This window comes from Thermococcus nautili (genome assembly GCF_000585495.1).
GTDB lineage: Archaea > Methanobacteriota_B > Thermococci > Thermococcales > Thermococcaceae > Thermococcus > Thermococcus nautili.
Genome location: NZ_CP007264.1, coordinates 308,170 through 321,406, shown reverse-complemented (window position 1 = coordinate 321,406; position 13,237 = coordinate 308,170). Strand labels below are relative to the sequence as shown.

Sequence of the window (13,237 nt, the reverse complement as noted above, 5' to 3'; positions counted from 1 at the left end):
TAAAAGGGTTGCGCCAACGTTAAATACTCCGCCGGCGTTTAACCTACCATGCGCATGCTCTGGGAGAAGGAGATACCGGCCGAGAAAATCGTCATCTCGCCAAGACCGGTCTGGAAGTGTCGAACCTGCCCGATGTACGGGAAGAGGCCGAGCTGTCCTCCCCACGCCCCCGACTGGAGGGAGGCAAAGGAGTGGGTGAGCCACTTCAGCAGGGCCATCATCATAAAGTTCGAAATTGACATGGAGCGCTTCGAGGAGGAGAAACGGGAGGCAATCCTATATCTGCTCAAGCGCGAGGCCGAGCTCTTCAGGGAAGGAAAGCTCTACGCGATGGCCCTCTTCCCCGGCAACTGCAACCTCTGCCCGGACTGCCCCTTCGAGCGCGGTGGGCCCTGCCGGCTTCCAACGAAAGTCCGGCCGAGCCTCGACGCCATCGGGATTGAAATCAGCTCGCTGGTTCAAATAGACTTTTCAGAGAGCGTCCTTTACGGAATGATACTGGTGGAGTGATGAACATGGCACCCATAGCGTACGTTACCCTGCTCGGTCGCTCGCCCTGGGCGGTCGTGAACACCTACTACAAAGTCCTGAAGGAGGGCAAGGGAAAGCGGGAAATCCGGCGGGTCTATGTATTCACCGAGGAGCGCTACAGGAACCTCCTTCCGAAGGTGGTGAAGGCCATAGAGGCCATATCCAAAGCCTACAACCTCAGGCCGAGGATTGAGACCGTGGTGATTAAAGACTACGGCTTCTTCGAGGCCGACAGGAAGTTCAAGGAGCTCTTCACCAAGCTCGAACGCGAGGGTTACCGGATAGGCCTCGACATAACCTCCGGCAGGAAGGCTCTGGTCGCGGCCGCGATAGTCCAGATTCGGGAGTTCCCTGTGTCGTTCATAGTTTACATGGGCCTGCTCGACATGGACTTCCCGGACAGGCCCTACATGATGATTCCAACCCACATGCAACCCATCAAGAACTTCCTGGGGGATGGAGATGAGGCCCGCTGAGGTCATAGTGAAGCCAGAACTGCAGGTCCTCATGAACGTCCTCGCCGAGAGGGGCGAGCTACGGGTGAGTTACCCGCTCTACGGCCTTCCTCTCCTCCGGGCGGAGCCGAGCGAGAGAGGTTATAACCTTGAAGTCCTGACGGACAGGAAGACCTTCAACGCCCGCGTTCCGCCAAGGCTCTCCTCAGAACTCCCGACGTGGAGCGACTTCTATGAGTGCTTCATCTCCGCCGGAATCCTCCGCTACGACAACCTCGACGAGTTTGAAAGGACGCTGGAGCTCTACGAGAGGCTGGAGAAAGGCGTTGCATTCGCGCCCGATACGAACCTCTTCTACCACCGCTTCATATCCTCATACAGACCGCTTGAGGGTTATCAGATAGTCGTCGCCGAGGGCGTCAAGAAGGAAATCGAGGACGCGATGAACTACAAGTACAGGCACAAACAGCTTGAGGAGATTTCACGTGAGGTTCTCAACGCCCACCTCCTGAGGGAGTTCAGCAACAGGCGGACGAAGAGGAGCCGGAAAGCGGCATACATAGCCCTGAAGGAGTTCGAGAGGCTGAAGCCGAGGATAATCATCGCCGAGAGCGTGAGCGAGCCGGCCCACAACAACGACGAGATTATCGTCAAGTCCCTCAAGAGGTACGACAGAATGACGCCCACCCTGCTCGTCTTCCTGACGGCAGACATAGCGATAACCGACGTGGCGGAGATGGAGGGACTTGAGTACTTCCTCTTTAAATATCCAAGGGAGGAACTTGGAAAACACGAGGTCTCGGCTTACCAGCTCAGGACGCTCCTTTTCAATCTCGCGGCAGTCTTCGGTGTGATAGAGCTCAACGGAATCCTCGTCTTCGGTGAGTTTGGAGGCAAGGCGAACCTCGATGAGCTCAAGCTCGTTTTCGAGCGGGAGGATAGAGTTTACAACGAGTTCATATTCCACCTCAAGCTGAGCAGGGAGCTGGTGAAGATTATGGAATGAATTAGAATTATGTTGGGAAAACAGAGAAAATCAGCTCAGCATTCCCTCGAGCTTCTCGACGAACTCGATGCTCCTCCTGAGGTCGGCGAAGTACTCCTTGGCCTTCTCGACGTGCTCCCTTTCGACCCTTCCGCCCTTGGCCAAGACGCTCGCCGGGGCGAGGAGCTGAACCGCGTAGCGCAGGCTGGTCTTCTCGCCGAGCTCCGCGAGGTACTCTATGGCCTCCTCGCTCACCTCAATCTTCTCCTCCCTTGCGCGAATCTTGACTATCTCTCTGATTTCCTCCTTCTTGTAAGGTTCGGTGTTGATTATGAGCAACCTGTCGAGCATGTCAACGGGTATTCCGTGCGGTGCCTCGATGTCGGTGCCCCTTATCTTCGTCCTTCCCCTGTTGGTGGCCAGGATGAGAATTGGCGCGAGCTCGCTCTCCATGGCCCTCGCAAGGAATGAGAAGGCCTCGATGTCGAGCATGTGGACCTCGTCTATGAAGAGCACTCCCGGAACGAGCGTGGCCCTTCCCTCTTCAATCCAGCTCTTAACAGTCTCGTCGACGCGCCTCCTGACGTCGTCGCTTATCTCCGCCCCAGTGCTGAAGAGCAGGCCGAAGATGTTTCCGCGGGCGTTGGCAACGTCAAGGTCGTGGAGCGTAACGGTGTAGGTGAACTCCTTTATCTTGAGCACCGGACCGCTCGGAAGGCTGACCTTGCGCTTGAAGAAGAGCCCCTCTTCCTCCTTCGTCGTCCCGACCTTCGAGACCTTGCCCGTTTCGGCGTCAATCTGTATGACGTCACCCTCTTCAACGCCGAGCTCCATGAGCTGGTAGGCTATCTCCCTGCCGGCCCTTATCGTCTTCTCGTCGTCCCTCGTGCGGAGGGTTATGATGACGCTCTCAGGAATCTCGACGTAGGGGTTGAAGGGGTGCCTCGTGCGCCTTATCTCAATCTTCTTGACCTCGCCCTCGTAGACCTTCCTCTCCTCGCTGATTCTAACGCCTATCGCCCGCCTCATCGCCTGCTTGAGGAACTCCGTCTTGTTGACCTCGGCCGAGTAAATCTCGCTTCCCGCTATCTGGACGAAGGGAACGTCCTCGCCGAGTTCCCTCGCTATGCCCATCGCTATCGCCGTTTTACCGCTCCCGGTCGGGCCGACGAGGAGGATTCCCTTGCCGGCGAGCTTCCCGCGCTTTATGAGCTCGACCGCTATTCCGGCAGCTTCCCTCGCCTTAACCTGACCGACCATACCGTCGGCGATGAACTTGGCCCTTCCGTTCTCGTCAAGGCCGAGGCCCTTTATGTGGGAGTGCATTCCAACCCTCTCGAATGAAACCTTGGCGACCTCCTCTATGACCGCCGGCAAGGTCTCACCCCCTTAATCTTTCCGAAGGTAACTAAAAGAGGGGATTTAAAAATTTGACGGACGGCGTTATTTCAGGAAGCGCCGTATTGTCTTAAAGACCTCGTCCTCTGGGATGTAATCCCCCGCGACCTCAGACAAAAGCCTGTGCTCACTCGCCCTGCCCTTGACCATAAAGGCCCTCTTCAAAGAGGGATATGAAGCCCATATCGCAGTTGCAACGGAACCAATTGGGGCTGTTACACCATACGAATACAGGAACTTGCCGATTAAAAACCCCGAGGCCAGGAGCAGAAATCCGAGGGAGAGGTTCGTCATTCGTTTAACAGGAGACACAGGAAACTCAGCGTAGGGAACTCTACCGTCAGCCCCATCAATGTAGGCCAGATACGTGAAAAAGCCATATTTATACCTGATTCGCCAGATTGGATAATAGACAAGTCCGTCAAGGTGGACATCAAACGTTGGCATTCCCACCTCAACGTTGCTCCAGTGGAAGTACCGTCGCGCTTCGTTCTTGAGGATGTTTCTGAGTTCATCCCTGAGTCGTTTCACGGCCTCGGAGGCTTCAATCGTCTTTTCAAGGAGTCTGCCGTTGACGTGTCCATCGAAATACCTCCTGCCTCTCACGGGTAAGGGGTAGTTAACGAGCTCGTCAAAGCCCTCGACTGCGGGCACGGTGGCATAGTTAAAGAACTCAACGTAACCTGCCCCTTCTTTGGAAATTATACCCCTTCGGGCAACGCCTTTTGCCTTCACGAAGAAGACATAAAATGGGACATAGAGGAGTTCTCTCTCAATGATACGGGCCTTCCATTCAACGTCGGTCGGGGACAGGCGCTGAAGGCGTATAAACGAGGCCAGCACGTTCCAGGGATTTTCGACCCGCAGGGGGTAAGTAAACGTTCTGGATTCGCCGAGTTTTATCTGGAATCCACAGTAGGGACACACCACGATGCCCTCTTCCTTGGCTTCAAACTCCGCACCGCAATGGGGACACCGGACTTTCATTTCTCAACCCTCACGTCGCGGGCCACTTTCCGTCCATAGCCCCTTGCCAGCTCAAAGCCGATGTACGCTCCCAGCGCCGGAAGCACAAGCATGCCCAGTCCACTCTTCCCTGCATCCGAGAGGGCCTTCCAGTAGCCAATGTTCCCGTAGAGGGAAGAGAAAAGCCCCGCGAGAGAGATTCCAAGTAGGGAAACCAATGCATACCAGACCTTTCTCCATATCCTAACGGGCTCAACGGCCAGGACTTCCTTTCCCCTGTGACCATCGTAGGCGACGAAGTACGTCCCACCCTCGACGTCATAATAGACCTTCCATAGGGGATAAAACACGAGGGCCATGTCAAGGGTCTCCCCCTCGAACCTAAAGAACTGGAGTTCAGCATCATCGGGAACACGGCGCTCTTTGGCAACATCAGAAGCCCTGTCCTGAAGGGCAATTCTGGCGTAGTCCTTTCCAAAGTCAGCGTTCAGAAACGTCAGTTTAAGGTTGCCCCACTTATCTGGAGTTAACTCTGCTATCGGCTTAATGTCCATCATATACCTCAACGTATCCTCCAACCTTTTGAAGGATAAATACCCATATCGTTCAAATTTTAGCGCCAAGGTCTCAACTGCAATATCATAGACGCTTCTCCGGGCAGGAACGCAGACGAGGGACTCCATGTCGAATTTCCTAGATTTAACAACGGCTCTGGTCTGGCTACCCTTCTTCTCATAGACGACATATCTCATTTGGCCCTGCCCCTTAACGATTCCAAACCAGAAGGGAACGTAAACCCCTTCAACCTTGATAACCTTTATCTTTCCCCGTATCCCGCTGTAATCAGGGTCTTTCTTAACCCGCTCCCAGAAAAGGCGAAGGATTTCTTTTTTGGGAAGGCTCTCAACGAAGAAGACGTTCTTCTCCGTGAAAACTTTGTCATAGGCGTTGGGATAACCGCAATAGTGGCAGACCACTATTATATCCTCGGGGGTTACATCGAGCGGTGCTCCACAGTGCTCACACCGGAGAACCTCGATTATTACCACCAAGATAAGGAGAAGATGCAAAGATTTAAGCTTTATGGCTCAGGTGGGTTTTCCGGGCATCGGTCACCCCAAAGGCCAATGTCATCATCGCCAAAGAAGGTTGACCAAATGCTTTTAAACGTTTGGTGAGAAACAACTGTGGCGAGTAAAATGTCAAAAATGAAAGGTATTGTCCTGATGCTCCTCCTGATGGTGTCTCTAACGTATCACCCCCACGAAGTTTCGGGAAAGAGTACCTGTCCGCCAGAGGTCGAACTGCCGGACCCCGTTCTCTTCGCCACGACCCCCTACATCGTCAACGGGACCCTCGTCTTCGAGCTGGACGTCTACTACTTCTACCAGTTCTACGAAGGAATGTGTCCGATTTCAAGCCTAACCGACAGGCTTCAGTGTCTGGACACCGGGGCCCTCGATTTTACGGTTCACTATACCATCGAGAATGGGCGCGCGGTCGGAAGGCTCGGCGGTGTTGATGGAATCCCGCTGAAAACATACCCCCTAAAGCTCCTGAACGGGTCGGTCGTGGTGCTGAACGGCTCCAACGTCTCGTTTTCGTTTGGCGTTCTCGAAAAGTACCTCTCGGTTCTCAACATCACCGGGACGTTCACCCAGAACTACACCTATTCCCCGGACCTCAAACCCCTCCTGGCGAAATTTAACGGCACGCCAGACGTCGTTTCGAGAATGAGAGGATTCGTTTACAAGGGAACAATCTACGTCTACTTCCCCCAGGCCGAGTTCGTGGACTGCGATAAATTCATACCCGAGGAATTTCGCGCGACGGGGAATTACGTTTCCCCGATAATACCCTTGGTTTTCAACGGCTCAACTCCGAGCGCCCCGCCACTGATTCTCGCCTACCGCAACGGGAGCATGAAACCTGTATTGGAGCTCAAAACGGAGAGAAGGAAGGGGGATTGGGGATGCTATTACTACGCCTGCTCCCCCTCGAACCTTGAACTCCCCAGGCCGGTGGAACCACCCGTTGAGCTCACGGGAGGAAGGAATTACTCCTACGTCTACGTCGCTCCCCACAATGTCAGCGTCAACGTCAGCGGGTTCACAAACGGCACCTTCGCCCTCTTTCTCCTGAACCTGTCCGCCAGCGGAATCCTAATCCCTGGTGGCCCCAACGTTCCGGCGGACATACACTACACCCTCCTCTTCGGCTACGACGGCAGGCTTTTCCAGGTAAACCTGAGTTCCATACTGAGAACCTTCAACCCGCCTGAGGAGGACGAGGACGGCAACCCGGCCTTCTACTTCGGCGGTGCCGATGAGGAAATCTTCCACCTCGGCGTGACTTTTGTGAACGGAACCCCCTACCTGGGCGTCTCGATGAACAACTCGAAAAACGTCACGCTGATACGCCTCATGCCCGAAAAGAGGGAATGGGTTAAGGCAGGTTCCGTATCACCAGAAACCTGGAAGAAGATGATGAGGGATTCAACAAAGGGAACCAGGCTTTCCAACGTCTCCCATTACTCCAAATACTTCCTCTCAACTCCGGTCTTGGAATACGTTCCGGTCAAGGGCGGAGTGCTTGTTTACCCCGAGCGATATTCGGTCAGCTTTTACGGGCTTCCCGCAGGATACGCGAAAGTTGGAAAAAGAATACTCCCAACCTGCTCGCTCTGGCCGGTATACGCCTTCCTTACCAACGGCACAGTCTACGGCCTCTTTAGGGTGGGGGGCAACTTTACCATTTACCCCGAACTCGTGGAGTACAGTAAGGCGCCTCGTGAGAAGACGAGTGTTACCACCTCCACGAACCTAACGGCTTCCTCCACGGGCACTGGGGGAACCACCAATTCCACCGGCTCAAACACCGGAAAAACGCCGGAGAGAAGCGAGGCTAAATCAATCTGTGGACCCGGGTTAATGGTCCTTATCGCCCTGCTCGCCATCCTCAGAGAACGTTGAGGTACTTGTGAACCTGGAAGCTCAGTCCAACGTTCTTCCGCCCCATGATGAGCGAAGCTTCGCGGTAAAGTTCCATCAGCCTCACCTGGCTGATATCAATCGGCTCCCTCGGCTGGATTACAAGGGGAGCAAGGCCCTTTAGAAGCCCAGCGTACCAGCGGACGTTCTCAACCTTTGTCTCTGAAGTGACCACGAGCTTGGCGTAAACCTTGGCCCCGGCTTCCTTCAGAATCCTGATGCTCTCAACCTCGCGGAGAACCAGGGAGCGCCAGTCCTCGGTCGCTTTAGCGGTCTCGTCCTTTATGTCAACGCTCGCGTAGTCGGTGAGCGGGGCGACCTCTCTTATGAGCTCCGGGAGTCCGCCGTGTGTTTCGAGGAAGTTGTCGAAGCCGAGCTCCTTCATCTTTCCCATGAGGACCTTCAGGGGTTTCACCTGAATGGTTGGCTCTCCCCCGGTGTAGCTTATCGAGTGTATATCACCCGTGTCGAGGCGAGTAATGGCTTCAACGACCTCATCAAACTCAGCTGGGTTTGGCCTGTACTCAAACCTTCCGGTGAAGGGCTCGACCTCGTAGCGCCACCGCGAAACGCGAGATGCGTCAATGAACTCCCTTGAGTCGCACCAGGCACAGTGGAGGTCGCAACCGGCGAAGCGGACAAAAATCTGCCTCCTCCCAAAGGCACTTCCCGGAACGCTTCCTCCTTCGCCCTGCCAGCTGTTGAAGACCTCGGCCATTATGAGTTTCATTGTCACACCTCACAGGGTCTCAACGTCTATTCCCTTCACCTTCTCACTCACGTAGCCCTCGAGGATTTCAACGCGAACTTCCCTCTCCTCGCCCGTCATGTCGGCCATCAGCTTTACTGCCCTCGCGTAGTCCCAGAGGCGCCTTTTTGCCTCGGCCGTAACTGCTTCGGCCATCACTATGAGCTCCTTCTCTTCCGGATGTTTGCTCATCTCCTCGATTACCTTCCTCGCGTCCTCATCAGTGAAGACGCCTTTCTTCTTGAAGAGCACCGATATCACCCCGCGATTGTTCAATCAAAGGATTATGTAACTCTGTAATTAAACAATTCATCAACCGCTTAGATGTACTTGAGCAGAACCTCAACGGCCTCCTCAAATATTTCCCTGTCCTTCCCGTCAAGAACACTCTCAAGGTAGTTGAGCGCAACCAAATCGAGGATTATGTAGGCGGTGTTCCTGTCGAGGCCGAGCGAGTAGGCGTCGTAGTAAACCCTCTCCTCACCTAAAGCCTCGTTGAGCATCTCGACGAAGTAGTTTATCTCCTCAACGGTGAGCTCGTCCCACCTGCTCTCAAGCTCGTCAAAGTAGCGCTCCATGACGCGGAGCGTTTCGAGGTCGAGCCTTAGAGTCCCCTCGAAGTAGGGGAACTCACCGACGCGGAAGAGCTTTATCCCTTCGTCGTCCCTAACCGCTATGCTGTCCCAGAGGACGATTCCCCCAACCGGGTTGTGGCCGTACTTGCTCGCCAGATACGAGAAGCGCTCAAGGGCGAAGTCTATATCCTCTATGAACTCCTCCTCGTCGCGGAAGCGGATTATCTTGCTCACTGTTCCACCCATATTTCGCACCGTTCTCGGTTGGGGTGAAGGTTATAAGACCTTTGCCCTACTTCATCTGCCCGACGAGTACGGGGTTGCGATGACGTCGGGACCCCCAGGGGGGCGACAACCCCTACTGCCCCCCTTACAAACTTCGCCTGCGCGAAGTTTGACCAAGGTCGGTGATTCTTTTCTAAAAACGCAACTCTAAGAAGTTTGCACTCTCAATTGGATTGGGTACTCTCAGAGAATTCTCTTCAAGGAACCCTCTGGAAGGGGTTTCTCTAAAAGCGCTCCTCCGGAGCGCGATAAAAAGTAAACCCAAGCAAGAAAGCTTCCAAAATTTAGGAATTCGCATTCCAAAAAGCCGTTAAAAGCGCAAACACTCCCAAGGGAACCCCTACAAAAAGAATCACAAACTTTGATGAAACTTTGCGAAGGCAAAGTTTCAGCGCTGGCGGAAGGTTAGGTGCTTTTTTGAAATTCAACAGTTTGCAAGGAGTTTCTTTTTGACTTGCTCTTTGGAGAGAGTTTCACTCTATAAACGGCGTCCGGAGGACGCCAAAAATACGTTGAAACTGTTTCGCTGAGTCCCTACTAATTTTAAACTCGCGTTGAACTATTCAACTCGATAGTGCACGACTGACTTTTTGCCCCGTTGGTGAGAAGGGAACTTCTTTGGTCAAGCTTTCCTAAAGCTTGCTCGCCTGCGCAACGTCGAGCTTTGCTCGACGCGAGGGACGAAAGTCCCACAGAGTTTGACCAAGGTCGGTGATTGAAGTTTTTAGAAAAAGCTTCACCAAAAGTTAGTAGCTCCCAATCCAAGGCTCAAGTAGAGCAGATTTTGCTTGCAAAATTGCACTTTTCAAAAGGAGAACACACCAAAAAAGCCTTTCCAAGGGGTTTACTTCTTTCTTGACGCCCGTCGGGCGTCGATTTAAAGGTAAACCCACAGTAAAGGAGCAAACTGAAAAGTTTTCCCTCTCAAAAGAGCTAGGTGATTAGAAAATCACTCAAAACTTAGCGCTTTAGAAGAAGCTACAAACTTTGATAAAACTTTGCCCAGCAAAGTTTTGAGGTAAGGTTTATAAGAGGACTTTCAAAGCACGACCGAGGCGAGCGGTGTGGAGCGCGAGGTAACCGATGAGAAGCTCCAGAAGTATTTTAGAATCACCGAAGAGGCCCTCAAGCGACTTGAGGTAGCCGTTCACGAGAAGAGCCTTCTCCACGCGGTTGCGATGGACTTCCTGACGATGGCAAAGAGCTATTTTGAGGACGCAAGGTACTACTACGAGAAGGGCGACTACGTCACGGCCTTTGCCGCGCTGAACTACGCACACGGGTTCATAGATGCCGGCGTGAGGCTCGGCGTATTTAGGGGTGAAGACGACAGGCTTTTCGCATTCGGGTGAGGTGAGCGAGATGGGAGACTATCTGGTGGTTCTCGAGGCGCCTATCATCGTGAGGGACGTTGAGACGAGCGAGGACGCGATAAACGTGGCCGTGAGCAAGGTAACGAAGGCACTCAACAGGGAGAAGCTTGACTTCGTCCGCGTTGAGCTCGGCTACTCCCAGTGTCCCGTCTGCGGGGCGCACTTCGAGAGCGCCTTCGTAATCGGGAACGTAGGCCTCGTCGGCATGTATCTAACGCTCAAGGTCTACAACGCCCAGACGATAGAGCACGCCGAGAGGATAGCCAAGGCCGTCGTCGGCAAGGCCCTCAAGAAGGTCCCCCTCAAGGTCTACGAGATTCGGGAGCTCGAGGAGGACGAGGAAGACGGCATCGAGGCCGAGCTCTGAGTTAAGTTAATTTTTTAAACACCCTTCCATCAAAGCCCCACATAACCTCTGGAGGTTTTGCCATGACGAAGTTCATCTTTGTTACGGGTGGTGTCGTCAGCGGTCTCGGGAAAGGAATCACCAGCGCTTCTCTCGGCATGCTCATGAAGGCAAGGGGCTTCAGAACGACGAACATCAAGATTGACCCCTACCTCAACTACGACGCGGGAACGATGAACCCCTACCAGCACGGTGAGGTCTTCGTTCTCGACGACGGCGGTGAAGTTGACCTCGACCTCGGAAACTACGAGCGCTTCTTAGACACGAGCCTGAGCTTCGACCACAACATAACCACGGGGAAGGTTTACTCTGCCGTCATCGAGAAGGAGCGGAAGGGCGAATACCTCGGCGCGACCGTCCAGGTGATTCCGCACATCACCAACGAGATAAAGGAGCGCATAAGAAGAATCGCGAGGGACTACGACGTCGTTATCGTCGAAATCGGCGGAACGGTGGGAGACATCGAGGGGATGCCTTTCCTTGAAGCCGCGAGACAGATGCAACTCGAGGAAGGAAGAGAGAACGTCGCCTTCGTCCACGTCACCTACGTGCCCAAGCTCAAGGTCGTCGGCGAGCAGAAGACAAAGCCCACCCAGCACAGCGTCAAGGAACTGCGCTCTCTTGGAATTCAGCCCGACGCGATAGTGGCTCGCTCCGAGGAGCCCCTTGAGGAAAGCGCGAGGAGGAAGATAAGCCTCTTCACCAACGTTCCCGAGGAGGCGGTAATCAGTGCCTACGACGTCGAGGACACCTACGAAGTGCCTTTAATGCTCGAGAAGGAGGGACTTGCGAGGTACCTCGTGAGGAGGCTCGGCCTTCCCGAGAGGGAGCCCAGCCTTGATGAGTGGCGCGAGATGGTGGAGAAGTATAAGGCGCTTGATAAGGAGGTCGAGATTGCAATCGTAGGGAAGTACGTCAGGCTGGCGGATTCCTACCTCAGCATTAAGGAAGCCCTGAAGCACTCGAGCGTCGCCAACGACGTCAAGGTCAAAATCAGATGGATTGAGGCCGAGGACGTCGAGAGGGAGGGCGTTAAGCTCCTCGAGGGCGTTGACGGCATAATCGTTCCCGGAGGCTTCGGAGCGCGCGGAAGCGAGGGCAAGATGATGGCGATACGCTACGCGAGGGAGAACGACATCCCGTTCCTCGGAATCTGCTTCGGCTTCCAGCTGACGGTCGTTGAGTTCGCGAGGAACGTTCTCGGGCTCAAGGGGGCGCACTCGACGGAGATAGACCCGCAGACGCCTTATCCTGTCGTTGACCTGATGCCGGAGCAGAGGGACCTTGACAGGCTCGGCGGGACTATGAGGCTCGGCGCTTACCCGGTTCACATAAAGCCGAACACCCTCGCGAAGAGGCTCTACGGCAGGGAGATAGTTTACGAGAGGCACAGGCACCGCTGGGAGGTCAACCCTGACTACATCGAGAAGTTTGAGGAGGCGGGCCTTGTCTTCAGCGGAATCGCGGGCGACGACGAGAGGAGGATGGAGATACTTGAGTTGCCGGAGCACAGCTACTTCATAGCGACCCAGTTCCACCCCGAGTTCAAGTCGAGGCCCATGAACCCGGCGCCGGTCTTCAAGGGGCTAGTCGAGGCCGCGAAAAAGAAAAGGTATCAGTAAAGGAACTCCTCTTTTCTCCCCTTAATCCCCTTGAAGTCCCTGTAGAGGAGAACCCCTCCTGCCCAGAGGAAGCACACGAAAAGGGCTTTGAAGGGAGCCTCAACAACAGCAATCACAAGCGGATTAGCGTTGGAGAACATGAAGGGGATGAGGAGCGGCGCCATCAGGAGGGCGAGTCCGAAGGCGAGAATGAACGAAAGAACACCGTAACCGAAACTGCTGAGAAGGTTCTTAAAGGTAAGTCCAAAAGCCTCAACAAACGCCCCAATGCCCTCGCTCTCAACGTACGCGGGAACAACGAGGACAAAGAACGTCAGAATTACCGGGAGAATTGCAAAGAACAGCAACAGACCAAAGAACGCGATGGGAAGATTCAAAGTGGCCGCACCTACGAGGAGGAGTACAAGGGGTATAGCAGCAACAAGAAGCGCCGTTATGTACGCGAGGATGTTGACCAGTATCACCGCCGGAATCCTTGGAACGGCTTCTGTGAGAAGTTCGAGAAGGGAATAATCTTCGTCCTCAAGCGAGAGGAAGTAAGCCTTAACAACGCTGTACTCAACGAGGGAGAGCACAATTACAGTGATGAACAGCTCCAAGAGGGAAGCTTCAAGCTCATGAATCAGAGCATCGGGGGAGGTAGAGGTCGTTCCATACTCCTCGAAGAGAACGTTTGAGTAGGCTTTCTCTCTAACAATTGCCTCATTCGAGTGAGTGAACTGAGAGAAACTCAGAGCTGACAGAAGCAGTAACGCCACGAGGACGAGGAGGTAGGCCCTCTTGTTCTCCGCGACGAGGGAGAAGGCCTTTGAAAAGGCATCCAGCGCTCCCATATACACCACCGATGTTAGTAACGACGGAAGCGTTTAAAAGCGTTGTCCCTAAGAAAAGCTTATAAACGAA

The 13,237-nt window shown here is 54.1% G+C and carries 14 protein-coding genes; 7 read left to right on the top strand and 7 right to left on the bottom strand.

The features are described from left to right. Positions 1–48: 48 nt before the first annotated feature. Genes BD01_RS01810 through BD01_RS01800 form a run of 3 tightly spaced genes read left to right on the top strand, consistent with a single transcriptional unit; the run spans position 49 to position 1,992 of the window. The gene (locus tag BD01_RS01810; RefSeq protein ID WP_042689331.1) at positions 49–510 is read left to right on the top strand and encodes a DUF2284 domain-containing protein; all 462 of its coding nucleotides are present in this window, start codon (positions 49–51) and stop codon (positions 508–510) included. Further along, positions 510–1,007: a hypothetical protein gene (locus BD01_RS01805; RefSeq protein WP_342665197.1), complete on the top strand. Its 498-nt coding sequence runs from the start codon at positions 510–512 to the stop codon at positions 1,005–1,007. Before BD01_RS01810 ends, BD01_RS01805 begins: the two co-directional genes overlap by 1 nt. Further along, the gene (locus tag BD01_RS01800) at positions 994–1,992 is read left to right on the top strand and encodes a PIN domain-containing protein (RefSeq protein ID WP_042689329.1); all 999 of its coding nucleotides are present in this window, start codon (positions 994–996) and stop codon (positions 1,990–1,992) included. Before BD01_RS01805 ends, BD01_RS01800 begins: the two co-directional genes overlap by 14 nt. Before the next feature lie 30 nt (positions 1,993–2,022). On the opposite strand, the gene BD01_RS01795 is transcribed toward BD01_RS01800, so the two are convergent. The 3 genes from BD01_RS01795 to BD01_RS01785 all read right to left on the bottom strand — a co-directional run bounded on the left by BD01_RS01795 (position 2,023) and on the right by BD01_RS01785 (position 5,312). Next, positions 2,023–3,297 (bottom strand): RuvB-like domain-containing protein, encoded by a 1,275-nt coding sequence (locus tag BD01_RS01795; protein ID WP_394296085.1) that lies wholly within the window; start codon positions 3,295–3,297, stop codon positions 2,023–2,025. Positions 3,298–3,414: 117 nt separating this feature from the next. Further along, entirely contained in the window at positions 3,415–4,356 is a 942-nt protein-coding gene (locus tag BD01_RS01790; RefSeq protein ID WP_042689324.1) for a hypothetical protein, read from the bottom strand. Continuing rightward, the gene (locus BD01_RS01785) at positions 4,353–5,312 is read right to left on the bottom strand and encodes a hypothetical protein (RefSeq protein WP_245599261.1); all 960 of its coding nucleotides are present in this window, start codon (positions 5,310–5,312) and stop codon (positions 4,353–4,355) included. The genes BD01_RS01790 and BD01_RS01785 overlap by 4 nt, the downstream gene beginning before the upstream one ends. A 222-nt stretch (positions 5,313–5,534) precedes the next feature. Here BD01_RS01785 and BD01_RS01780 point away from each other — a divergent pair, with 222 nt between their 5' ends. Then, complete coding sequence (locus BD01_RS01780) at positions 5,535–7,307, top strand: CGP-CTERM sorting domain-containing protein (RefSeq protein ID WP_156927371.1); 1,773 nt, start codon at positions 5,535–5,537, stop codon at positions 7,305–7,307. Here BD01_RS01780 and BD01_RS01775 read toward each other — a convergent pair. The 3 genes from BD01_RS01775 to BD01_RS01765 form a co-directional block, all read right to left on the bottom strand. Continuing rightward, positions 7,294–8,055 (bottom strand): 7-carboxy-7-deazaguanine synthase QueE, encoded by a 762-nt coding sequence (locus tag BD01_RS01775; protein ID WP_042689320.1) that lies wholly within the window; start codon positions 8,053–8,055, stop codon positions 7,294–7,296. The genes BD01_RS01780 and BD01_RS01775 overlap by 14 nt on opposite strands. A gap of 9 nt (positions 8,056–8,064) precedes the next feature. Continuing rightward, a complete protein-coding gene (locus BD01_RS01770) occupies positions 8,065–8,325 on the bottom strand; it encodes a hypothetical protein (RefSeq protein WP_042689319.1) in 261 nt (86 codons plus the stop codon). Positions 8,326–8,393: 68 nt separating this feature from the next. Next, positions 8,394–8,894 carry a hypothetical protein gene (locus tag BD01_RS01765; protein ID WP_042689317.1) on the bottom strand — a complete coding sequence of 167 codons (501 nt, stop codon included), beginning with the start codon at positions 8,892–8,894 and terminating at the stop codon, positions 8,394–8,396. A gap of 1,103 nt (positions 8,895–9,997) precedes the next feature. Here BD01_RS01765 and BD01_RS01760 point away from each other — a divergent pair. The 3 genes from BD01_RS01760 (at position 9,998) to pyrG (ending at position 12,334) form a co-directional block, all read left to right on the top strand. Further along, positions 9,998–10,285 carry a DUF357 domain-containing protein gene (locus BD01_RS01760; RefSeq protein WP_042689314.1) on the top strand — a complete coding sequence of 96 codons (288 nt, stop codon included), beginning with the start codon at positions 9,998–10,000 and terminating at the stop codon, positions 10,283–10,285. A 10-nt stretch (positions 10,286–10,295) separates the two neighbouring features. Beyond that, positions 10,296–10,673: a DUF555 domain-containing protein gene (locus BD01_RS01755; protein ID WP_042689311.1), complete on the top strand. Its 378-nt coding sequence runs from the start codon at positions 10,296–10,298 to the stop codon at positions 10,671–10,673. A 62-nt stretch (positions 10,674–10,735) separates the two neighbouring features. Then, on the top strand, positions 10,736–12,334 hold the full coding sequence (pyrG, locus tag BD01_RS01750) for a glutamine hydrolyzing CTP synthase (protein ID WP_042689309.1): 1,599 nt from the start codon (positions 10,736–10,738) through the stop codon (positions 12,332–12,334). On the opposite strand, the gene BD01_RS01745 is transcribed toward pyrG, so the two are convergent. Further along, positions 12,328–13,167 carry a hypothetical protein gene (locus BD01_RS01745; RefSeq protein ID WP_042689308.1) on the bottom strand — a complete coding sequence of 280 codons (840 nt, stop codon included), beginning with the start codon at positions 13,165–13,167 and terminating at the stop codon, positions 12,328–12,330. The two genes, pyrG and BD01_RS01745, sit on opposite strands and share 7 nt — an antisense overlap. Positions 13,168–13,237 lie beyond the last annotated feature (70 nt).

Excerpts from the sequence above, each read along its gene's own strand:
- BD01_RS01745 (WP_042689308.1), bottom strand. The coding sequence starts at position 13,167 with ATGGGAGCGCTGGATGCCTTTTCAAAGGCCTTCTCCCTCGTCGCGGAG.
- BD01_RS01800 (WP_042689329.1), top strand. The coding sequence starts at position 994 with ATGAGGCCCGCTGAGGTCATAGTGAAGCCAGAACTGCAGGTCCTCATG.
- BD01_RS01755 (WP_042689311.1), top strand. The coding sequence starts at position 10,296 with ATGGGAGACTATCTGGTGGTTCTCGAGGCGCCTATCATCGTGAGGGAC.
- BD01_RS01810 (WP_042689331.1), top strand. The coding sequence starts at position 49 with ATGCGCATGCTCTGGGAGAAGGAGATACCGGCCGAGAAAATCGTCATC.
- BD01_RS01780 (WP_156927371.1), top strand. The coding sequence starts at position 5,535 with ATGTCAAAAATGAAAGGTATTGTCCTGATGCTCCTCCTGATGGTGTCT.
- BD01_RS01790 (WP_042689324.1), bottom strand. The coding sequence starts at position 4,356 with ATGAAAGTCCGGTGTCCCCATTGCGGTGCGGAGTTTGAAGCCAAGGAA.
- BD01_RS01805 (WP_342665197.1), top strand. The coding sequence starts at position 510 with ATGAACATGGCACCCATAGCGTACGTTACCCTGCTCGGTCGCTCGCCC.
- BD01_RS01775 (WP_042689320.1), bottom strand. The coding sequence starts at position 8,055 with ATGAAACTCATAATGGCCGAGGTCTTCAACAGCTGGCAGGGCGAAGGA.
- BD01_RS01795 (WP_394296085.1), bottom strand. The coding sequence starts at position 3,297 with ATGCACTCCCACATAAAGGGCCTCGGCCTTGACGAGAACGGAAGGGCC.
- pyrG (WP_042689309.1), top strand. The coding sequence starts at position 10,736 with ATGACGAAGTTCATCTTTGTTACGGGTGGTGTCGTCAGCGGTCTCGGG.
- BD01_RS01765 (WP_042689317.1), bottom strand. The coding sequence starts at position 8,894 with ATGGGTGGAACAGTGAGCAAGATAATCCGCTTCCGCGACGAGGAGGAG.